General features: G+C 53.7%; 18 protein-coding genes. 5 read left to right on the top strand and 13 right to left on the bottom strand.

Going from position 1 to position 21389, the window contains the following annotated elements:
- Positions 1 to 52: 52 nt before the first annotated feature.
- From ccmB to yajC, 7 genes are read right to left on the bottom strand one after another with little or no spacing between them, the layout of a single operon-like run.
- On the bottom strand, positions 53 to 709 hold the full coding sequence (gene ccmB, locus J4E70_RS16640; protein WP_213890781.1) for a heme exporter protein CcmB: 657 nt from the start codon (positions 707 to 709) through the stop codon (positions 53 to 55).
- Positions 706 to 1320, bottom strand: a complete 615-nt coding sequence (gene ccmA / locus J4E70_RS16635; protein WP_213890780.1) for a heme ABC exporter ATP-binding protein CcmA — start codon at positions 1318 to 1320, stop codon at positions 706 to 708. The genes ccmB and ccmA overlap by 4 nt, the downstream gene beginning before the upstream one ends.
- 42 nt (positions 1321 to 1362) lie before the next feature.
- The gene (locus tag J4E70_RS16630) at positions 1363 to 1716 is read right to left on the bottom strand and encodes an Mth938-like domain-containing protein (protein WP_213890779.1); all 354 of its coding nucleotides are present in this window, start codon (positions 1714 to 1716) and stop codon (positions 1363 to 1365) included.
- 10 nt (positions 1717 to 1726) lie between these two features.
- Entirely contained in the window at positions 1727 to 2476 is a 750-nt protein-coding gene (locus tag J4E70_RS16625) for a sulfite exporter TauE/SafE family protein (protein WP_213890778.1), read from the bottom strand.
- A 1-nt stretch (position 2477) separates the two neighbouring features.
- The gene (gene secF / locus J4E70_RS16620; RefSeq protein WP_213890777.1) at positions 2478 to 3446 is read right to left on the bottom strand and encodes a protein translocase subunit SecF; all 969 of its coding nucleotides are present in this window, start codon (positions 3444 to 3446) and stop codon (positions 2478 to 2480) included.
- 3 nt (positions 3447 to 3449) lie between these two features.
- Positions 3450 to 5111, bottom strand: a complete 1662-nt coding sequence (gene secD / locus J4E70_RS16615) for a protein translocase subunit SecD (protein ID WP_213890776.1) — start codon at positions 5109 to 5111, stop codon at positions 3450 to 3452.
- A gap of 21 nt (positions 5112 to 5132) precedes the next feature.
- Positions 5133 to 5411: a preprotein translocase subunit YajC gene (gene yajC / locus J4E70_RS16610; protein WP_213890775.1), complete on the bottom strand. Its 279-nt coding sequence runs from the start codon at positions 5409 to 5411 to the stop codon at positions 5133 to 5135.
- Between the two features lie 185 nt (positions 5412 to 5596).
- Here yajC and serS point away from each other — a divergent pair, with 185 nt between their 5' ends.
- The gene (gene serS / locus J4E70_RS16605) at positions 5597 to 6889 is read left to right on the top strand and encodes a serine--tRNA ligase (RefSeq protein WP_213890837.1); all 1293 of its coding nucleotides are present in this window, start codon (positions 5597 to 5599) and stop codon (positions 6887 to 6889) included.
- Positions 6890 to 6926: 37 nt separating this feature from the next.
- Positions 6927 to 7652 carry a hypothetical protein gene (locus tag J4E70_RS16600; protein WP_213890774.1) on the top strand — a complete coding sequence of 242 codons (726 nt, stop codon included), beginning with the start codon at positions 6927 to 6929 and terminating at the stop codon, positions 7650 to 7652.
- 48 nt (positions 7653 to 7700) lie between these two features.
- Here J4E70_RS16600 and der read toward each other — a convergent pair whose 3' ends face one another.
- From der to J4E70_RS16585, 3 genes are all read right to left on the bottom strand, one after another.
- Entirely contained in the window at positions 7701 to 9167 is a 1467-nt protein-coding gene (gene der / locus J4E70_RS16595) for a ribosome biogenesis GTPase Der (protein WP_213890773.1), read from the bottom strand.
- Positions 9168 to 9215: 48 nt separating this feature from the next.
- Positions 9216 to 10577, bottom strand: a complete 1362-nt coding sequence (locus J4E70_RS16590; RefSeq protein WP_343229475.1) for a PQQ-like beta-propeller repeat protein — start codon at positions 10575 to 10577, stop codon at positions 9216 to 9218.
- A 69-nt stretch (positions 10578 to 10646) separates the two neighbouring features.
- On the bottom strand, positions 10647 to 11300 hold the full coding sequence (locus J4E70_RS16585) for a tetratricopeptide repeat protein (protein WP_213890772.1): 654 nt from the start codon (positions 11298 to 11300) through the stop codon (positions 10647 to 10649).
- A 240-nt stretch (positions 11301 to 11540) separates the two neighbouring features.
- Here J4E70_RS16585 and J4E70_RS16580 point away from each other — a divergent pair, with 240 nt between their 5' ends.
- Together J4E70_RS16580 and J4E70_RS16575 are read left to right on the top strand one after the other, a co-directional pair.
- Complete coding sequence (locus J4E70_RS16580; protein ID WP_213890771.1) at positions 11541 to 12644, top strand: efflux RND transporter periplasmic adaptor subunit; 1104 nt, start codon at positions 11541 to 11543, stop codon at positions 12642 to 12644.
- On the top strand, positions 12641 to 16363 hold the full coding sequence (locus J4E70_RS16575; protein WP_213890770.1) for an efflux RND transporter permease subunit: 3723 nt from the start codon (positions 12641 to 12643) through the stop codon (positions 16361 to 16363). Before J4E70_RS16580 ends, J4E70_RS16575 begins: the two co-directional genes overlap by 4 nt.
- Positions 16364 to 16394: 31 nt before the next feature.
- On the opposite strand, the gene J4E70_RS16570 is transcribed toward J4E70_RS16575, so the two are convergent.
- Together J4E70_RS16570 and J4E70_RS16565 are read right to left on the bottom strand one after the other, a co-directional pair.
- Positions 16395 to 18233: an ABCB family ABC transporter ATP-binding protein/permease gene (locus J4E70_RS16570; RefSeq protein ID WP_213890769.1), complete on the bottom strand. Its 1839-nt coding sequence runs from the start codon at positions 18231 to 18233 to the stop codon at positions 16395 to 16397.
- 124 nt (positions 18234 to 18357) lie between these two features.
- Complete coding sequence (locus J4E70_RS16565; protein WP_213890768.1) at positions 18358 to 19884, bottom strand: LysM peptidoglycan-binding domain-containing protein; 1527 nt, start codon at positions 19882 to 19884, stop codon at positions 18358 to 18360.
- 105 nt (positions 19885 to 19989) lie between these two features.
- On the opposite strand from J4E70_RS16565, the gene J4E70_RS16560 reads away from it, so the two are divergent.
- Positions 19990 to 20544, top strand: coding sequence for an LOG family protein (locus tag J4E70_RS16560; RefSeq protein WP_213890767.1), 555 nt, complete (start codon positions 19990 to 19992; stop codon positions 20542 to 20544).
- Between the two features lie 140 nt (positions 20545 to 20684).
- On the opposite strand, the gene J4E70_RS16555 is transcribed toward J4E70_RS16560, so the two are convergent.
- A complete protein-coding gene (locus J4E70_RS16555) occupies positions 20685 to 21293 on the bottom strand; it encodes a superoxide dismutase (protein WP_213890766.1) in 609 nt (202 codons plus the stop codon).
- Positions 21294 to 21389: the final 96 nt, after the last annotated feature.

Here is a 21389-nt window from a genome sequence, read left to right as displayed (position 1 = left end):
GTTTACCTATGGTTCTTTTTGGTTGTTGCGGGTGATCATAACCGCATTCGGCCTATCGTAAATTGATGCGGATTGCCGCAGCCGCGGCGAAGGGTAGGATTGCAATGACTCCAAAGGTAATTCCTGCCAGCATCAGAAGCGGTGTCGCGTTATCTAGACTGGCTAAGCCACGGGTCAGCGCCTCCGCACCAAAGATCAATGTGGGCACATAAAGTGGAAGAACAAGCAGCGAAAGCAACAGCCCACCGCGTTTCAACCCAACCGTCAAAGCGGCGCCAAAGGTGCCAATCATCGAAAGTGCCGGTGTCCCGAGAGCCAGCGTCAGGACAAGCCAGCCATACCCACCCTGAGGTAGGTTCAGCAAGACCCCAAGCGCAGGTGCTGCAAGTGTCAGCGGCACCCCAGTGACCAGCCAATGCGCCAATGCCTTGATAACCACAACCGCCTCCATGGGGATTGGCGCAGTCGCCAGCAAATCGAGCGAGCCATCCTCGAAATCCAGCGCAAAGATGCGGTCAAGCGAAAGCAGGCAGGCCAAAAGTGCGCCAACCCATAAAACGCCCGGAGCGATGCGCGCCAGGACCGCACTCTCAGGACCTACGCCAAATGGAACAAGAACCGTGACGATCAGGAAGAAAGCCAGCGCCAGACCAAAGCCGCCGCCTGCGCGTGTTGCCTGTCTCAGATCTCGTATCAAAAGCGCGATCATAAAAACGCCTCATCAAAATGATCTTCTGACTGCCGATCGGCCCGAAACTGCGTCAGGTCCAGAGCCTCGGCTTCAATGCCAAGGTCGATATGTGTCGCAATCAGCGTTATGCCCCCTGCCCGGCAATGCGCGGCAACAGCTGTGGCGAACAAGCCAACACTTTCCTGATCAAGCGAAACCGTTGGCTCATCAAGTGCCCAAATGGGCCGCCCGGTCACCAAAAGCCGCGCGAGCCCAAGGCGGCGTTTCTGGCCAGCAGACAGGTTGTGCGCAAGTCGCGTTCTGAGCTCTGTCAAGTTGAACGCGACAAGCGCGGGTTCGATATCATCACAGCCAAAAACATCTGCCCAAAACCGCAGGTTTTCTTTGACAGTCAGGGTCGCCTTCAACCCATCTGCGTGCGCGGCATATGCGATCTGATCTGCGCCAGGTGTAATTGATCCGTGAGCAGCAGGCTGTAGCCCGGCAATTGTGCGCAACAGCGTTGTTTTTCCAATACCATTTGGCCCGCGCAACAGCAGCGTTTGCCCTGCTTCCAGCGTAAAAGACACCCCTTCCAGCACCGGAATACCGCCACGGGCACAAGCAAGGTTGGAAATGGAAAAACTCATGGGTAAGGGCTTAGCCTAAAGAAGCGACAGCGAAAAGCGCGATCACACACATAGTAACGCGGCTGCGACTCTACGGCCTTCTGACAACAAAACATTATAGGTTCTGCAGGCAGACGGGCTGGCCATGGTTTCGACGCCAATCTCTGCAGCTTCAAGCGCCGTCCTAAGGTGTGCGGGTATATGGGCTATTTCAGCGCCTGTGCCGATGAACAGCACGTCAATCTCGTCGGCTTTCGCCAACAGTGATTCCGAATCGTCGTAGCCCTGCCATTCCACTACCCCGGTAGGCATCACCAGAATGGCGTTATTGTAGACCTTCCCGCCGACCCTAAAAAAGCCCGGACCGTATCCTTCTATTGGTAAAGCGTCGGCAAAGTTCATTTCGTTCAGTTGCACAGCAGCATCCTTAGTCAAACAACGGTAGCCCAGACAGGGCGGAAACCGCGATAATCAGATAGGCAACAGTACGGTAAACCCGTTCCCGGCCCGGTTTGAAAATAGCAGCCCCAGCGAGATTGGCCAACAGGTACGGAACGACCAAAATGATACCCGTAAAGATTGCCGAAACCACAAGATGACCACCGATCTGGAATACGACAATCATAGAGATATCTGCAAGGATGAGGAACAGCAGCGTATTTGCGCGAATGACTTCGGCTGGATGTGGGCTCGCCATGTAAAGCATGATCACCGGGGGCCCGGCCAGGCCAACACTGCCACCAAGAAATCCGGCAAGTCCGCCTGCGGCAAACATCATGTGGTTTTTTAAAGGTTTATTATACCTCACACCTGCAACAAGAAGACCTAGCAGTGCAAGCGACACAAATGAAACGCCATATCGAAAGACTTCTGCAGCGATCACGGATAACAGCAAAACACCAAGGGGCAGCGTAACAACCATACCCATTCCCAGCCGCAGGACATCGCGCGGATGACCATCACGCAATGCGCGCGGCACAATGGGTATTGGGCCGAACATATCCATAATGATCATCGTGGTCAGCGCCTCAAAGGGCGGTATGACCTGCCCTGCTAACGGCAGGTAAACCATTGCGGTTCCAAAGCCTGAAAAGCCCCGCACCAAACCTGCGATAGAAGCGCCAATCACCAGCAGCCAAATACCGTCAATGGTAAAAACGGCGCTCAGCGCCTCCATATCAGGCGTCTATGCCGGAAAACTGGGTACCTGCGTTAGCATCTTGCTTGGTCCAGTCACGTTTCACACCGAGATACAGCAAGAAGGCGGATGCAACGAAGATTGAGGAATACGTACCAACGATCACGCCCCAGATCATCGCGAAAACAAATCCGCGGATAACATCTCCGCCCAGAATGTAGAGCGATACCAGCGCAAGCAAGGTCGTGACAGATGTCATCATGGTTCGCGACAGCGTTTCGTTGATTGAAAGGTTCAGAACCTCTTTCAGGTCCTTCTTCTTGTATTTGCGCAAGTTTTCACGAACCCGGTCAAACACAACAACAGTATCGTTCAGCGAATACCCAACAATTGTCAAAAGCGCCGCGATGATCGCAAGGTCAAATTTTATCTGAACCTCAGAAAAGACTCCAATCGTCAGGATAACGTCGTGGATCAAGGCCGCGACTGCCCCAAGCGCGAACTGCCATTCAAACCGCAGCCAGATATAGATCAGCACCGCCCCGATCGCCAAAGCGACGGCAAGGGCGGCGGTCTGGATCAACTCGCCTGACACCTTTGGCCCAACGGATTCGACAGATGGAAACTTCATATCCGGATCAATCTGCAACAAAGCTCCACTCACGCTCTCTAACAGGTCTACGGTCACGCTTTCCTGATCGTCCTGCGCCTGAATACGGATCATCGAAACATTCTGCTTTGGCCCAAACGTCGGGTCAAAAACTTCGGTAATTGAAACATCACCAAGGTTCAGCGGCTCGAGCGCCGAACGATAGGCGGCGACATCCAAAGCCTGTGCGCTTTCCGTTCGAATGGTTGTGCCACCGCGAAAATCGATGCCGTAGTTCAGGCCCTGCAACATGAAGGAAACAAAGGCCACAACCATCATCACTCCCGAAACACCAAGCCACAGCTTCCAGCGCTTGAAGAAATCCCAGTTCGTCTCGGACGGTACCAGTTTAAGACGCATCTCTCAGACCTCGATTGTGTTGGGTTTGCGGCGTTCAAACCACATGATGATCATCACACGGGTTACAAAAATCGCCGTAAAGACAGATGTGATAATTCCCAGCCCCAGCGTAATGGAAAAACCCCGTACAGGGCCTGAGCCCATGACAAACAGGATGACGGCCGTGATAAACGTGGTGATGTTGGCATCCAGAATGGCGCTGAGCGCCTTTTCATACCCAAGCTCGATCGCACGGGCTGGTCCTTTTGCGGTTTTAAGCTCCTCACGGATCCGCTCAAAAATCAGCACATTGGCATCTACTGCCATGCCGATTGTCAGAACAATACCTGCGATACCTGGCAAGGTCAGCGTCGCACCAATCATGCTTAGCAATCCAAAAATCAAACCAACGTTGATGATCAGTGCGATGTTGGCGAAAAGACCGAAAAGTCCATAACTTAGCGCCATAAAGATCAACACGGCAGCAAACGCCACGATACAGGCCAGCTTGCCCGCATCAATGCTGTCTTGTCCAAGTTCCGGGCCAATGGTGCGCTCTTCAAGAAAGGTCATTTTCGCTGGCAATGCACCTGCGCGCAGCAGCACGGCAAGGTTGGTCGTCTCTTCAACCGAAAAACGCCCGGTGATTATGCCTGATCCGCCCGGAATATGGGACTGAATAACAGGTGCTGAAATAACCTCTTCATCAAGCACGATAGCAAAGGGAGAACCAATATTTTCAGCAGTATAAGTTCCGAATTTTCGTGCACCCGTCGGATTAAAGCGGAAATTGACAGCAGGGCGCCCATTCTGGTCAAAACTGGGCTGTGCATCGACGAGTTCTTCACCTGACACGACAGCAGCGCGTTCAAGAATGTAAAACACGCCTTCTTCGTCAATCGAAGGCAGTAGCTCATTTCCAACACCGGGGTTGGCGTTGCTATCCTGCGTACGCCCAACAACCGGTTTGAATTCCAGCTTTGCCGGTGTGCCGATAATATCCTTCAGTTCAGCTGCCGAGCCAACGCCGGGAACCTGAATCAGAATTCGTTCTGTCCCCTGACGCTGAATTGTTGGCTCGCGGGTGCCAACCTCATCCACACGACGGCGGATAATCTCAAGCGATTGCTGAACTGTACGTTCATCTGTCGCAACCTTTTCGGCATCTGAAAGGTTCACGACGATCACATCGTTTTCAGCGCGCACCTCAATATCACTGGCACCGACACCCGCCAATGTTGTGACAGGGCGCGCAAGACCGCGAACGATCTCCAGCGCGCGCGCCATACCCTCTGGCTGCGAGATACGCACACGAAGTTCGTCGGCGGCGCTGTCCTGAAGGCGGATTGTGCCAACGGTTGTACGTTCCGGGCGCAACGCATCGCGCACTTCAGACCACATTCCTTGAAGACGCGCTTCGTAAACATCGGAAACATGCACTTCGGCCAGCAAATGTGCACCCCCCCGCAGATCGAGCCCCAGATTGATAAGCGACGAAGGCAACCAATCAGGCCAACTTGCCTGATCTGCCAGTAATTCCGGCGTTTCCCCCGACAGCTCAATGGCCTGAAGGGCATCATTGTGGGTTTCGACCTTTGTGTAAAATGCGTTTGGCATCGCCATCAGCAGCCCAAGCGCACAAAACGCCCAGATCGTGACCCGCTTCCAAAGAGGGATTTGAAGCATGTTTTCTGCCCGAATAAAGGATTAAGACGCAGGTTCGGTTTTGCTGATAACCTGCGCGATCGTGGCCTGCACAACACGCACTTTCACGCCGTCAGCAATTTCCACTTCGATCTCGTTGTCTTCTTTGACCTTAGACACTTTTCCGATCAAACCGCCCTGCGTGATCACCTGATCGCCCCGACGCAATGCCATCACCATTTCCTGATGGGCTTTTGCCTTTTTCTGCTGTGGGCGGATCAACAGGAAATACATGATCGCAAAGATCAAAATGAGCGGAATAAACTGGCCAATGGCTTCCATAGGTTCTCTTTCGTTCTGTGACCGGGCTTTGGCCCGCAATTTGAATAGCGGGCACCCTATATGTGGCCCAATTGCTTGGCAAGGCGACGAACATGCATTTCGAAATGCATTTTCGCGGTTCAAAACCCCGTATGCTTGGTGCATATGGGGGTTGAATGACAATGATCAATCCAAGGAACGGACAAATGCACGACATCCGCGCGATCCGCGAAAATCCCGCAGCCTTTGACGCAGCTATGGCGCGTCGTGGTTTGTCCGGTGTCTCAGCCGAGGTTCTGGCGATTGATGAAGCGCGCCGCGCCAAAATTCAGGCTGCCGAAGAAGCCAAGGCAGAAAGCAACGCTGCTGCAAAAGAGGTGGGTGCTGCGAAGGCACGTGGTGACGATGCAGAATTTGAGCGCCTGCGTGCTCTGGTTTCTGAAAAGAAGGCTGAAATTGCCAATCTGACGGATATGGCAAAGACCGAAGACAAACGCCTGACAGACCTGCTTATGGCGCTGCCGAACATTCCAATGGATGATATCCCCGACGGGGCTGATGAAGACGACAACGTCGAAATCAGGCGCTGGGGTACGCCGCGTGAGTTTTCTTTCAAACCGAAAGAGCATTACGAAATTTCGGCGGCACAGGACGGGCTCGACTTTGAGACTGCGGCCAAATTGTCAGGATCGCGTTTCGTTGTGATGTCTGGGGCAATTGCCCGTCTGCACCGTGCTCTGGCGCAATTCATGCTCGACACACATATCGATGAAAACGGGTTGACAGAAACCTGGACCCCGATCCTTGTGCGCGAAGAAATGATGTACGGCACAGGCCAACTGCCAAAATTCGGCGAAGACAGTTACCAGACCACCAATGGCTGGTGGCTGATTCCAACGGCAGAGGTGACACTGACAAACATCGTGAATAGTCTGGTTGTGGACGAAAGCTACCTGCCCCGCCGCTATGTTGCCCATACACAGTGCTTCCGCTCAGAAGCGGGCAGCGCCGGGCGTGATACCGCAGGCATGTTGCGTCAGCATCAGTTTGAAAAAGTCGAAATGGTGTCTATCACCCATCCGGATAAATCACAGGAAGAACACGCGCGCATGACTCGGTGCGCCGAGGGTATTCTTGAAAAACTGGGCATCCCTTACCGGACTGTTGTTCTTTGCACCGGCGATCTTGGTGCCGGTATGCGCAAAACCCATGATATCGAGGCATGGCTTCCGGGACAGAACATGTACCGCGAGATCAGTTCCTGTTCGGTCGCTGATGCCTATCAGGCACGGCGTATGAATGCGCGGTTCAAACCGGCGGATGGTGGAAAACCTGAGTTTGTTCATACGCTCAACGGCTCTGGCCTAGCGGTCGGGCGTTGCCTGATTGCGGTTTTGGAAAACTTCCAACAGGAAGATGGCTCTGTTTCGCTGCCAGACGCGCTAAACAGGTATCTCGGTGGAAAAACAAAAATTTCGGCAGAGGGAATATTGGTCTGAAAGTGATCCAAGAGCAGCTTTCTAGCGTATCCAACGTATGACAACGTTGAAAGCCTCTCTCACGCTCTTTGCCGCGCTTGCTTTTATAGCTGCGCCACTTTTTCTGATACCCGGGTTTGGTGGATTTGATCCGAACCGCTATCCGATTCCGCAAATCAATCCGCCAATACAGCCTGCAGGATATGCGTTCTCCATCTGGGGTTTTATCTACACGTGGCTTCTGGCGATGGCGACCTATGGTATTATCGGGCGAAGAACTGATGCAGAGTGGGATAACACGCGCACGCCACTGATCCTGAGCCTTGCAATAGGTGCTAGCTGGTTGTCCGTTGCGCGTGTTTCGCCGCTTTGGGCGACAATCCTTATCTGGATAATGCTTATCACTGCGCTGATTGCGCTGTTTCGCACCCCAACGAAGGATCGTTGGTGGCTTGAAGGGCCAGTTGCGCTTTATGCGGGCTGGCTTTCTGCCGCGAGCTTTGTATCAATCGCGCTTCTTGGAGCCGGGTATGGTTTCTTGACTGACATGACTGGCTGGGCGTGGATCTGCCTGTCGGCAGGTGTTATTTTTGCGGCAGCGATACAAACAAGTCTGGCTCGCGCGCCGGAATACGCGGCGGGGGTGGTTTGGGCTCTTGTTGCGATCGCGGTCACAAACTGGTCTCGCGACACCGGCATAACCATTGCCGCATTGCTCGGGTGTGTGGTTATGATAGTACTTGGCGTGAAAGCGTTGTTAGGACAACGTAGCTTAGCCCGCTAAATGAAAAGAAGCGCCTAAAGGCGCTTCTCATTCGCATAGGCGGATTGATCATTCACCGTGCGGCTTTTTATTGAGGTGCTTTCTAAGACGAGACGGCTTTGTCTTTTTCTTGTTTTTATACGGATTAGCTTCAGACTGGCTGCGTACGTAAAGCCTGATCGGCGTGCCAGGCATATTAAAGCTTTCACGCAACCCATTGACAAGATAGCGTGAATAGCTTTCCGGCATCTTCTCGGGGTGGCTACACATCACGACAAATCCTGGCGGACGTGTTTTTGCTTGTGTCATGTAACGAAGCTTGATCCGCTTTCCGCCAGGTGCGGGCGGCGGGTGAGCCTCCAGCATTCCCGACAGCCAGCGATTTAGCTGAGCTGTGGTAACACGGCGGTTCCAGGTTTCATGCGCTTCCAGCACTGCCTCGCGCAATCGCTCCAATCCCCGGCCAGTCTTGGCTGATACCGTGATAAGCGGCGCGCCCCGAAGCTGCGGCAACAAACGTGTGAAAGCTTCTTTCAGATCACGTAGTTTTTCCTGCTTGTTTTCTTCGATATCCCATTTGTTCACGGCCACAACAACAGCACGCCCCTCGCGTTCCGCGAGATCTGCGATCCGTAAGTCCTGCTGTTCAAAGGGAATCTCTGCATCCAGCAGCACCACGACAACTTCGGCAAATTTTACCGCGCGAAGACCATCCGATACTGACAGTTTTTCAAGTTTGTCCTGAATTTTTGCTTTTTTGCGCATTCCCGCCGTGTCAAACATCCTGACTGGCGTATCACCCCATTTAAAACGTAATGAAATCGCATCGCGTGTGATCCCGGCTTCGGGTCCGGTCAGAAGGCGTTCTTCGCCCAGTAATTGATTTATCAGCGTCGATTTGCCCGCGTTTGGACGCCCGACAACAGCAATTTGCAAAGGTTTTCCCTTTGAAAAATCACGCGACTTACCCTCTGCTTCGTCATCGTCCTCAGAAACATCTACGTCGGTTTCAGGAGTGAGGTCTTTTTCACGTTCCGCGAACTCATCTGAAAGCGGTAGCAGGGTGGTATAGAGATCCTCGAAACCTTCACCGTGCTCGGACGATATGGCAAGGGGTTCGCCCAGACCAAGCGCATAAGCTTCTAGCACACCGGCCTCGCCAGCCTTGCCTTCGGCCTTGTTCGCAGCAACGATGACATGCGCATTCTTTTTGCGTAAAATTTCAGCAAAAACCTGATCAGCTGCCAACACCCCTGCCCGCGCGTCGATCATGAACAGGCATACGTCCGCCATTTCAACAGCGCGCTCGGTGAGCCTGCGCATCCGACCCTGAAGGGATTCGTCTGTCGCCTCTTCCAACCCGGCCGTGTCGATAACAGTAAACCGCAAATCGCCGAGGCGTGCATCGCCTTCTCGCAAATCACGTGTGACACCCGGCTGGTCATCAACCAACGCAAGGCGCTTGCCGACAAGTCGGTTGAAAAGCGTAGATTTGCCCACATTGGGGCGCCCTACAATGGCAAGTGTAAAACTCATTTCGGCTCTCCGAGGCGGTCCAAGTCGCCCCGATACACCATTCTTTCGTCAGCGGAAAGCGTGGAGTGTTCCTGAAGAGGAAACAACATAAAGCGTACCGTTCACAACGATGGGGTTCGTCGTAGCGCCCCCTGGCAACCCAACCGAGGATAACAGGCTTCCGTCGACCGGATTATAGGACCGGATTTGTCCATCGCCTGAGGCGACGATCAAACGGTTTCCGGCAAGAATTGGCCCGTAATGTGCATAAACACCTTTGCGGCGGCGTTCGCGCCTTGTTGTGTAATACGGCAGTTCAACAGCCCAGATTCGGGCACCTGTTTCTGCGTCGAGGCGAATAAGCTCTGCCTGATCAGAGACAAGAAAGACCGACCCGCCTGAAGGCCACACCGGGCTGTAGGTTCCTTCTGTTGCGGTCCATATCCGCTCGCCGCTGCGAGCGTTCAGCGCAATCACACTGCCAGATGAGTTACCCGTGTAAACAACATCGCCGTCAATGACCGGGTCACCGCTTACATCGTTGACAGTCGCGTAAACACGCCCACGGCGCTGCCCCGCGACGCGCGCGCCCCAAAGCCGCACACCGGCCTGCGGGAAACCGGCAACCAAGTCACCAGACCCAAAAGGAAATACTGCGACTTTGTCATTCACAGCGGGGCCTGCACCTCCAACCATAACAGATTGAGTTGGCACGCCCGGCAATTCCCAGCGCACACGCCCATCGGCGATGTTAACCGCCCAGGCGCGGCCATCTCTGGAAACAACATAGACAAGATCGCCCAGAACGGTAGGTGCACCCGTTGCCGGTGCATTCAGGCGCTGCGTCCAGCGCATCTGCCCGCTGGCTGCATCAAGCGCGTTCAGCGTTCCAAAGCCCGTTGTTGCGAAAACGATATCGCCTGAAACCGCAAGCCCGCCACCTGATGCGTCACTTGTCCGGTCGGATCCTGGAGTCAAATCCCTGCTCCACAGCAAGGCGCCATCGGTTGTATGTGCCCTTACGCCCGATTGCGAATCCATGGTGAAAAGACGACCGGCAGACGCAACCGGATCAGCCGTGATTCTGAATCTGCGACTATCACCCGCACCAATGTTTGAAGACCAGACGCGGGAAAGCTCCTTTCCAAGCGCAGGATGGATAATCCTGTGCGTTGCAGTGCCATTCCGGTGGGTCCATTCTGAATGATTTACAGCGGCCGGCAGCGTGATCGGAAGCGCAATGTTTCCATCGGTTCCCAGCGCGTTCACTGCTGGAGTGACCCCGTCCTCGGTCTCGCCGGTGGCCGCTTCATCGGAACGTGTTAAAGGCGTCCGCAGATCAAGCCGCTCACCTTTTAACACCGGCTCCCTGGAACAGGCGATCATCGTAAGGATAAGGGCCAAAATTCCGGCGCTCTGGATCAGCTTCACTGCTCACGTCCCCTTAGTGCTCCGAGGTATAAACCACCCCGGACTTCTATTACTCTTTACCACCAACAGCTAGCTTGCTGCCAATGACCCTCCTAGCGCCACAATCAACTGAGACGCACGGCGACGCAAGCCCGCTGTTGCTTCGGTGTCAACCATAAGCGATTGCAGACGGGCAATTGCCGCGTCTATCTCACCGGTCTCCACATCAATCATCGCGAGCTGTTCTTCCGCCAAAAGACGATAAGGCGCACCAGGCGTCGCAATGCTCTCAAGCGCTGCACGCCGGTTTTCCACTGGGGATTCTGTGCCCTCAAGAAGTACCAGCTTGAATGTTGCAAGATCGCGGTAGACTTCCGGTAATATCGCGTCCGATACAATAGATTCCAGTGCTGTGCGCGCGGTTGGAAGATCCTCAGCGATTTGCGATTCAGCAGCCGTTAGCAGCGCCAGAACCGCAGCTGATTCTGCGTCGGCTGAAATTCCTGACAACGCAGAAACTCTTTCGCTTGGATCGTCTGCTTCCAGCGCTGCAAGCACACCATTGCCCACGGCCTCGGCGGCTGCAATTTTGCGCGCCTTTTGCCATTCATTGTAGGCAGCACCGCCAACCACAAGAACAACAAGCAAAGCCGCGATCCAACCATAGCGCCGCATAAGCAGAAACAATCTGTCGCGCTGAACCTCTTCGGTTACTTCTTCAATAAAGCTCTCGGTATTGCTCACGTTCGCCTCCGCATCGGGTCTTCACCCCGTATTCGGCCCTCATACCCCGGAAGACATCGCTTTGCCAAGGGCTCTGACATCAAAGCTTCTGCAGGAAAGAGCGAACCTTGAACCCTGCTGCAGAAAGGACTATTCTAAACCGGATAGTTCAGAATTTAAGTTGGAACGCATTGTACCAGGAAAATGCGCGCCTACATGCAAAATCACATTGTGCCGTGACGGCAGCCAAACGAGGTTAAGATGCGGTTCTTTTCAGTTCTCACCGCAATTTTAGTGTCGGGATTTCTTTATGCGCTGATTATGGAGCGCGAATCGCTGCTTAGCTTTGCTTCCGGTGATCCGTCGGTGTCGGAAGCCCCCGCCGGCGAAGCCGAAGAAGTGCCATCAGAACCGAAACGGTTGGTCTCGGTTGTCGCATTAAGAACGATGGCTCAAACTGTTGATCAGGCAGTACTTTTACGAGGCCAGACCGAGGCGGCAAGGCAAGTCGAAGTCCGGGCCGAAACGTCGGCGCTTGTTCTTTCTGAGCCGCTCCGAAAAGGCGCCCATGTCGAGGCAGGACAGGTTCTTTGTGAACTTGACCCCGGAACGCGGGTAGCCACGCTTGCAGAAGCAGAGGCCCGCCGCGCCGAGGCACAAATAAATTTCACCGCTGCTGCCAAGCTTGCCGAAGACGGGTTTGCCTCTGAAACAAGGGCGGCTGCCGCGCGTGCCGCGCTTCAAGCTGCAGAAGCCGGTGTGGAGGCCGCCAAAAAAGAAATTGAAAGGCTGCGTTTGCGTGCCCCCTTCGCCGGGCTCCTTGAAACAGACACGGCGGAACTTGGCGCGCTGCTGCAACCCGGTGCGCTTTGCGCAACTTTATTGCAGCTAAATCCGATCAAATTGGTTGGCTTTGTTCCGGAAACAGAGGTCAGCCGCGTGTCCCTTGGTGCGATGGCCGGGTCAAGGCTTGCGACCGGGGATGAAGTCGTGGGTCAGGTCACGTTTCTTTCACGCTCTGCTGATCCGTTGACCCGCACCTTCAGGGTCGAAATTGAGGTTAACAACGTTTCATTGAACATCCGCGACGGCCAAACAGCCGAAATCATTATTTCTGCAGAGGGCACATCGGCGCATTTGCTACCTCAATCCGCCCTGACGCTAAATAATGATGGTCGGCTTGGTGTGCGGCTGGTTGGCGAAGGCGATGTTGCAGTCTTTGCCCCTGTCACAATTTTACGTGACACCATCGAAGGCGTGTGGGTAGCCGGCCTTCCCGACACGGCAAGCGTTATCACCGCCGGGCAAGAGTATGTAACAAGTGGCACCAGAATTGCAGTAACCTACAGCGAGGTTGCGCAATGACAGGTTTGGTCGATTGGGCTGCTGAACACGCCCGAATGGTTCTTGCGTTTATCGTCCTGTCGATTCTGGCTGGTGGGCTGGCCTATGCCAACTTGCCGAAAGAAGGCGAGCCTGACATCGAAATTCCTGCTCTTTTCATTGCGGTTCCCTTTCCGGGGATTTCAGCTGAAGACGCAGAAAAATTGCTGCTGAAACCCATGGAAACAGAGCTTTCTGACCTTGATGGTCTGAAATCCATGACAGGAACCGCTGCAGAGAATTATGCAGGGATCGCGCTTGAATTCGAATTTGGCTGGGACAAGAGTCAGATCATCGCGGATGTCCGCGATAAGATGGGTACTGTGGAGGCAGATTTTCCGGATGGCGCGGAAACCTATACCATTACCGAAATCAACTTTTCCGAATTCCCGATCATCATCGTGAACTTGACCGGTGACGTGCCGGAGCGCACCTTGCTGCGCGTGGCGACCAATCTGCAGGACCGGCTGGAAGGTTTGGAACCTGTGCTTGAAGCGGGTTTGGCCGGTCATCGGGACGAAATGCTTGAAGTGGTGATCGATCCGCTGCGGCTGGAAGCCTATAACGTCACGGCGGATGAGTTGATTGGCGTTGTGACACGCAACAACCTTTTGATCGCCGCGGGCGAAGTTGAATCCCCGACCGGTGCGTTTTCGGTTAAAATTCCGTCTTCATTCGACGAGGCGCGGGATGTTTACGACTTGCCAGTCAAAACAAATGGCGACCGGGTTGTTACGCTTGGCGATCTGGCTGACATTCGACTGACCTTTGAAGACCGTCAGGGAACCGCGCGTTTTAACGGAGAGACAACCGTCGCTTTACAGGTGGTGAAGCGCAAAGGCTTTAACATCATCGATACCGCAGCCTTGGTCCGGGCCGAGGTGGAAGCCGAACGCGCCAGTTGGCCGCCAGAATTGCAGGTCGCGATTGATGTTGGCGCGTCAAATGACCAGTCACGCACCGTGAACAGCATGGTGCGCCAGCTTGAAGGGTCTGTTCTGACCGCAATTGCACTTGTCATGATTGTGATTCTGGCAACGCTTGGAATCAGGTCCGCGCTGCTGGTTGGTTTTGCGATCCCGACATCGTTTCTGCTGTGTTTTGTTTTGCTCGCGATCATGGAGGTTTCGGTTTCAAACATCGTGATGTTCGGCCTTATCCTTGCTGTTGGGATGCTGGTCGACGGCGCAATTGTTGTGGTTGAATATGCCGACCGGCGTATTTCCGACGGCGTTGGCCCGATGCACGCCTATGTCGAGGCGGCCAAACGGATGTTCTGGCCAATCATTTCATCTACGGCAACGACCCTCTGCGCCTTTCTGCCAATGTTGTTCTGGCCCGGTGTGCCGGGGCAATTCATGGGGATGCTGCCGATAACACTAATCTTTGTGCTTTCGGCATCTCTTGTGGTGGCGCTGATTTATCTGCCGGTGATGGGCGGTGTGTTTGGCCGCGCGTCCCGCACCTTTGGCAGGGGTTCAAACGCGTTAAAAGGGTTGCCATGGCTTGCGCGGGCCTTGCTCGTTCCACCCTCTCTTTACCTCATTTTTCTGGGTGCAATGCTGACTCTAAACCCGGTGAATCTGATTAGCGGCCCGTCCCTACTACCACCGGTGATCAACTTGTTACCGGGCGCTTTGCTGTTCTTTTTAGGAACAGTTCTTTCCTCGATCACGGTTGGCGCAGCTAAAATCGAACGGCGCGCAAAGAAAGTCGACGCGGGCTATCGGCGCTCCTTCTTTGGCTGGTTCATTCATTTTATCGCCGGCAACCCCGTGATGCCGCTGATATCTATTGCTGCGGTCGGTACCTTTGTTGCCGCGACCTTCATCACCTTTGGTGAAAACAACAACGGCGTTGAATTTTTCGTCGACAGTGAACCGGAGCAGGCCATCATCTTTGTGCGCCAGCGCGGCAACCTTTCTCTGGTGGAAAAAGATGCAGCGGTCGCGAAGGTTGAAGAAGTTGTCCTGCAAACCGTTGGCGTGGAAACCGCCTTTGCCTTTGCTGGCGCTGGTGGGCTGACAAACAATGACCGTGGCTCAGGAGCGCCGCTTGATTCAATCGGCCAGGTCCAGATCGAACTTATCCCATGGGAGAACCGCGCAAACGACGCCAACCTTGACGGAGATCTGGTGCTAGAGCGACTGGAGGCATCGCTTGCTGAAATACCCGGAATACGGACGGAAATCCTGAACCTCAGCCGCGGTCCGGCCTCTGGCAAACCTGTTCATCTGCGCCTGAAAAGCGACAATTGGGAAAATCTGCAAACTGCTGCAGGCCTTGTTGCAGACCGCTTTGAAAACACAATCGGATTGGCTGACGTCGAAGACACCCGCCCCCTGCCTGGCATCGACTGGCAAATTAACGTGGATGTCGAAAAGGCTGGACGCTACGGCGCCGATGTTGCGACTGTCGGCGGAATGGTTCAACTCGTCACGCGCGGTCTGCTGCTTGACACGATGCGCGTCGACAGTTCGGACGAAGAAATCGAAATCAGGGTGCGCCTGCCCGAAGCGGACCGGGTGCTATCAACACTTGATACTCTAAAACTGCGTACCTCTGACGGGCTCGTCCCGCTTTCAAATTTCATCACCCGTGAGCCGGTTCAAAAACTTGGCCAGATCGACCGGGCAGAGCAAAGCCGTTACTTTGATGTTAAAGCAGCCGTAGACGATGGGTTATTTAACGAAGAAGGCGCACCGATAACTGCGAACGAACGCATCGCGTTGCTGACAAGCTGGTTAGAAACGGAACGCCCCCTGCCACAAGGCGTGAGCTGGGAATGGACGGGCGATCAGGAAGAAGAAGCCGAATCCGGCGCGTTCCTTATGAAAGCTTTCGCAGGTGCGCTGGCACTGATGTTCATTATTTTGCTGGCGCAATTTAACAGTTTTTACAATGCCACACTCGTTCTATTGGCGGTCGTTCTGTCCACGGCTGGTGTTCTGCTCGGAATGCTGGTGATGGATCAGGCCTTTTCAATCATTATGACGGGCACCGGCATCGTTGCGCTGGCCGGGATTGTCGTGAACAACAACATCGTGCTGATCGATACCTATCAGGAATATAGCAAGTACATGCCGCGGATTGAGGCGATTACCCGAACGGCACAGGCGCGTATTCGCCCTGTTCTGCTGACAACGATCACAACAATGGCAGGACTTGCGCCAATGATGTTCGGTCTGTCGCTCGATTTTTTGAATGGTGGCTATTCGATCAACAGCCCAACGGCGCTCTGGTGGAAACAGCTTGCAACAGCTGTTGTGTTTGGGCTTGGCATTGCAACTGTGCTGACACTGATTTTTACGCCATCAATGCTCGCACTGAGGGTATGGATATCAATCGGAGCCTACAAGTCTTTCGCAGGTTTAAAAGCGCTTTCCATGGGCCAATCGAGCCGCGCTGCGCGTGACATCGCGCTCAATCGGGCTGCTCGCAAAATCAAACATCCGGAAATCCTTTGGGAAACAGACGTTATGGTCGACGTAGAAGCCGCTGTTCAGACTGACAAAAAGGCTGAAACAGTAGCTGAGGTGAAAGATGTTAAAACGTCAAAAGCAAAGGCGAGCCCTAAACCCCGCAGGAAACCCACGGCTAAAGCAAAAGCGAACACGAACGCAGAGCCTGAAGCCGCTGAGAGCTCCCAAAATCAGGATAACGCCGACAAAGCGACCCTTCCCATTAAAGCTGCGGAATAATTCATTTCGTATCGCCACGCCCTCCGGGCGATCAGGCAACAGCGATAACGTCGTCTTCGCCCTGCTGTTGGCGGTGCCACATCTGCGAATAACGCCCACCACGTTCCAATAGCTCTTCATGGCGGCCCTGTTCGACAATTACCCCATTTTCCAGAACCACAATCTGGTCTGCGTCTGCGATGGTGGACAGGCGGTGGGCAATCGTGATCACCGTGCGCCCCTCAGCCATTTCATGCAGGGAATCCTGAATATTGCGTTCTGTCTCGCTATCAAGGGCGCTTGTCGCTTCATCCAGCAACAGGATCGGCGGGTTTTTCAGCAGCGTACGGGCGATACCAACACGTTGCTTTTCGCCACCGGAAAGTTTTAGGCCACGTTCTCCCACAGTGGTTTGATACCCATCGGGAAGGCTTTTGACGAAATCATGGATTTTGGCTGCCCTGGCCGCGTCTTCGACTTCTTCCCGGCTCGCATCTGGCTGGCCGTAGGCAATGTTGTAGTAAATTGTATCGTTGAACAGAACGGTATCCTGCGGAACGACGCCGATTTGGGCATGAACGCTCTGGCTTTTGACATCGCGCACATCCTGACCGTCTATGCGTAGCGCGCCGTCAATCACATCATAGAACCGAAACAACAAACGCCCGATGGTTGACTTCCCTGATCCTGAAGGACCCACGATTGCCAGTGTTTGCCCGGCTTTGACCTTTAGGCTGACGCCTTTCAGAATTGGGCGTGACGGCTCGTACCCAAAGACCACATTGTCAAAGCTGACTTCCCCATTCGTAACCGAAAGGGCTTTGGCATTGGGTTTGTCTTCGATCTCTGCGGGTTGTTCCAAAAGGTCAAACATTTCCCCCATATCAACCAGCGCCTGACGAATTTCGCGGTACACGGTACCCAGAAAATTGAGCGGCATGGTGATCTGAACCATATAGGCGTTGACCATAACAAAGTCGCCAACCGTCAAATCACCTGACTGAACACCAATCGCCGCCATGACCATCACCCCCACCAATCCGGAGGTGATCAGCAAGGACTGGCCAAAGTTCAAAAACCCAAGCGAATAAGATGTTTTGAGCGCCGCAGCCTCATAGCCTTTCATTGAGGCGTCATAGCGCGTGGCCTCTCTCTCTTCAGAGCCAAAGTATTTCACCGTTTCAAAGTTCAGCAGGCTGTCGATCGCTTTTTGATTGGCATCAGTGTCCTGATCATTCATTTCTTTTCGAATTTTGACGCGCCATTCAGTGACTGAAAATGTGAACCAGATATAAAGCGAAATCGTAACAACAACGACTGCCAGGTACCAGACATCAAACACAAAAAACAAAATTGCTGAAATCATCAAAAGTTCCAGCACAAGCGGGCCGATGCTGAACAAAAGGAAGCGCAGCAGAAAATCAACGCCCTTCACACCACGTTCGATAATGCGGGACAGGCCACCGGTTTTACGCCCGATATGATACCGCAACGAAAGACGGTGCATATGGCGGAATGTCTCTAGCGCAAGCGAGCGGAGCGCGCGTTGTCCGACCTTTGCGAAAATTACATCGCGAAGCTGTTGGAAACCCACAGTAACCAGACGGGCACCCCCGTAAGCCACCGTCAGACCGACGGCACCGACACCCAGCATCCAGGGGGCGTCCGTACCATCTCCGGCCAACACATCAACTGCCGCTTTGTAAAGAAATGGGGTTCCCACCGCGACAACCTTCGCCAGCAGCAACATAAACATTGCTGCGAAGACCCGAAACTTTACCCAGCTCTGATCGGCTGGCCACAGGTAGGGCACAACCTTTTTAATCGTGCGCAACCCACTGACACGGGCAGTATCGCTTAGGTTTGCATCCGTATGGGTTAATCTGCGCATTCTGCGGTCTCCGCCTGCCTGAACGCAGAAAGTAGTCACCCTCGTCCGGGATTGCCAGTGGATTAACACATATTAACAAGCAGTGTCGCTGCAGCTTACATGCGGAATTGTTTTGGTCGCAATCTCAATTCGGTACAGTGAAAATCTGGCCGGGATAGATCAGATCAGGGTCACGAATACGATCTTTGTTCGCCTCGTAAACCCGAACATAAAGCAACCCGTCGCCGTAGTTTTCCTTGGCAATCCCCCAAAGTGTGAAGCCGGGCTGCACGGTTACTACACTTACTTGAACACGGCTTGCCGGTGCCGCTGTCGCAGTCACTGTTTCTGACGCAGATTCCGTCTCCGTCTCAGCTACTGTTTCAGCGACTGTTTCAGCTTCTGCAGCCGCTGCGGCTTCGTCGCGCGCAGCAGCTAAGACCTCTGCAGCTTCGCGTTTGAAAGGAGTTTCCACCCGTGATGTCACCGCCCCTGCTTCGTTCAGCTGATCAATGCGCATTGCATAGACGCCAGGTTCGATTCCAGACAGTTCGACCGACCAGTTACCGTTATCTTGTATTTCTGTCGCTCCAACCGGCGCGTTGTTCAGATAAATCCTGATAAAGCTGTTTTCCTCACCCCTGCCGCTAACAGAGACTTCTCCTGCAGCGCCGTAAGAAATGGCGTCAATTATAACATCTTGCAAAACGTCGGGTTTTGGAATTGCAGGTTGTAAGACGCGCACACCGGTTGCATCAGCCAGCAAAACGGCTGGAGCTACTGGTTCTGGATCGGCAGATTCAGTTTCTACTGTTGTTGTTTCGGTTGCCGCTTCTGCAACTTCAGCAACCGGCTCTGAGATCTCTTCAACCTCTAGCGCCGGATCTGGCGCGTTTTCCTCAGTTGCTATCGTCGCGCCTTCGCTTGCGGACGCTGTCTCATCGACTTCATTTTCTGTCTGCGTCGAGTCAGCCATTGCCACATCAACACCTGTTGCATCTGCCTCCGCTGCAGCTTCATCTTCAGGCAGTGTTTCTTCCTGTGTCACTGCCTCTTCTGCCGGGGCTTCTGCGACAACAACAGGGGCAGGTCTTGGTGCTAAGATAACATTCTCGTCGGACACTATCGTCTGACCGTTCGCATCAGTTGCCCGCAACGTCAAAACCTGTGGAAGATCGCTTGGTTCAATATCAAACAAAGCGACAAATTTTCCCTGCCCATCGGCAACCGCTTCTGCCGCGACGCTACTATCAACAAGAATTTCGACAGACGATCCAGCGGGGGATTGCCCGGCAATCAACGCAGCACCGTCCGGATCAACGCGCACAACATCAAACGTCGGCGGCTCGGGCGTTACATCAGCCTCGGTCGCTGTGTCGTCGACCGGCATTTCGCTGACAACTTCTTCTGTCATTTCAGCCTCTTCAACCGCTGCCGTATCGTCAGTTGCTTCACCTGCACCCGTTGCACCGTTGTTTTCCGAAGGCTCTGAAGCCTCGGGCGCCACCAGCGCGACTTGTTCTGTTTCTCTGTTTCCTTCTGCTATCACAACGGGTTCGCGCGCAGCTTCCAACGCCTTATACCCAAAATGCCCCAGGAATGCCGTAGCGGCGGCAACGGTGCCACCAACTAGCATTCCTTTACTTACACCGGAAAGTTTTCCGTCTGCCATTCCCCAATCTCCAAGATAACGCCGCCCCCCCAAAGAGCAGCGCTTGTACGACCATAACAACGCAGGTATCACGGGTCAAAACAACCCCTTTCATAGGTCTGTGCTATGCTTCCGTTTTCTGTCTGTGTCTATTGTGGTTCCCGAAAAGGTGAAAACCCGGCATTCGAAACCGCGGCAATCGAACTTGGCGAATCAATTGCAAGGGAAAACTGGCGTCTCGTCTATGGTGCCGGTGATGTCGGGCTCATGGGCGCCGTTGCAAATGCCACGCAAAAGGGCGGTGCCGAGACTTTCGGCGTAATCCCTGTCCACCTGATGCAGCTTGAGGTCGGGAAACGCGATCTGTCACAATTCATTGTGACCGAGAACATGCATGAACGTAAAAAGATCATGTACATGAATTCAAACGCAATAATCGTACTGCCAGGCGGCGCCGGTTCATTGGACGAATTTTTCGAAGTTCTAACATGGCGTCAGCTTGGACTGCACCAAAAACCGATCTTTCTGCTGAACTTGGACGGCTATTGGGATCCGCTCATTGCCTTGCTTGATCATGTAATTGTCGAGGGGTTTGCGGACCCTTCGCTTACAACCTACCTGCGCAGTGTGAACAGCGTTGAAACACTTGTCTCCGAGCTAAAAACCACAATTCCTTCTTAAAACGCTCTGCACCTCTGCAAGAACAGCTTGTCTGTCACGGCACTCGATACCCACACTAAACACGAAACCCCGCAGTCTTGGCTGCGGGGCTGAGATATGTCTTGATCCGGGCCACAGGCCGGATCTCAATTCTTCAAAATTCAGGCGTTAGAAAGACGCTCAGCCACGTTTTCCCAATTGACCAGATTATCAAGGAAGTTGGTCAGATAAGCCGGGCGCTTGTTGCGGAAATCGATGTAGTAGGAATGTTCCCAAACGTCACAGCCAAGCAGCGCTGTCTGGCCAAAGCACAGCGGGTTCACGCCGTTTTCCGTTTTGGTCACTTTCAGGCTGCCGTCTTTGTCAGCGACGAGCCAGGCCCAGCCAGAACCAAACTGGCCTGCACCTGCAGCGCTAAACTGCGATTTGAAATCATCAACGGACCCAAAGGCGTCCGTGATACGTGATTGCAGCTCACCCGGCATTGCTGATTTGCCCGGACCCATCATTTCCCAGAACTGGTTGTGGTTCCAAAGCTGGCTGATGTTGTTGAAAATACCGTTCTGCGCAACAGACAACGCGTCATAGGTACCAACGATGATCTCTTCGAGAGATTTGTCCGCCCACTCTGTGCCATCGATCAGCTTGTTGCCGTTATCGACATAAGCCTTGTGGTGCAGGTCATGGTGATATTCGAGTGTTTCTTTCGACATACCGGCGTCAGCCAGCGCATCATGGGCATAAGGAAGTGAAGGAAGTTCGAAAGCCATTGTTGGACCCCTTTGTTCGCGTGTGAAACTCATCGTCTAAATGGCGGTTAGCTGCCCCAAAGGTCAAGGGGCAAGCCAGAGATTTCCAACAAACCT

The organism is Pseudohalocynthiibacter aestuariivivens (assembly GCF_018457175.1).
Lineage (GTDB): Bacteria > Pseudomonadota > Alphaproteobacteria > Rhodobacterales > Rhodobacteraceae > Pseudohalocynthiibacter > Pseudohalocynthiibacter aestuariivivens.
The sequence above is the reverse complement of the archived record's forward strand: the minus strand, read 5'-3'. Positions and strand labels throughout refer to the sequence as shown.

Bases quoted from the DNA above. Each gene is read 5' to 3' on its own strand.
- ccmB (WP_213890781.1), bottom strand. From the start codon at position 709: ATGATCGCGCTTTTGATACGAGATCTGAGACAGGCAACACGCGCAGGC.
- ccmA (WP_213890780.1), bottom strand. From the start codon at position 1,320: ATGAGTTTTTCCATTTCCAACCTTGCTTGTGCCCGTGGCGGTATTCCG.
- J4E70_RS16625 (WP_213890778.1), bottom strand. From the start codon at position 2,476: ATGGAGGCGCTGAGCGCCGTTTTTACCATTGACGGTATTTGGCTGCTG.
- secF (WP_213890777.1), bottom strand. From the start codon at position 3,446: ATGCGTCTTAAACTGGTACCGTCCGAGACGAACTGGGATTTCTTCAAG.
- secD (WP_213890776.1), bottom strand. From the start codon at position 5,111: ATGCTTCAAATCCCTCTTTGGAAGCGGGTCACGATCTGGGCGTTTTGT.
- yajC (WP_213890775.1), bottom strand. From the start codon at position 5,411: ATGGAAGCCATTGGCCAGTTTATTCCGCTCATTTTGATCTTTGCGATC.
- serS (WP_213890837.1), top strand. From the start codon at position 5,597: ATGCACGACATCCGCGCGATCCGCGAAAATCCCGCAGCCTTTGACGCA.
- J4E70_RS16600 (WP_213890774.1), top strand. From the start codon at position 6,927: ATGACAACGTTGAAAGCCTCTCTCACGCTCTTTGCCGCGCTTGCTTTT.
- der (WP_213890773.1), bottom strand. From the start codon at position 9,167: ATGAGTTTTACACTTGCCATTGTAGGGCGCCCCAATGTGGGCAAATCT.
- J4E70_RS16580 (WP_213890771.1), top strand. From the start codon at position 11,541: ATGCGGTTCTTTTCAGTTCTCACCGCAATTTTAGTGTCGGGATTTCTT.
- J4E70_RS16575 (WP_213890770.1), top strand. From the start codon at position 12,641: ATGACAGGTTTGGTCGATTGGGCTGCTGAACACGCCCGAATGGTTCTT.
- J4E70_RS16570 (WP_213890769.1), bottom strand. From the start codon at position 18,233: ATGCGCAGATTAACCCATACGGATGCAAACCTAAGCGATACTGCCCGT.
- J4E70_RS16565 (WP_213890768.1), bottom strand. From the start codon at position 19,884: ATGGCAGACGGAAAACTTTCCGGTGTAAGTAAAGGAATGCTAGTTGGT.
- J4E70_RS16560 (WP_213890767.1), top strand. From the start codon at position 19,990: ATGCTTCCGTTTTCTGTCTGTGTCTATTGTGGTTCCCGAAAAGGTGAA.
- J4E70_RS16555 (WP_213890766.1), bottom strand. From the start codon at position 21,293: ATGGCTTTCGAACTTCCTTCACTTCCTTATGCCCATGATGCGCTGGCT.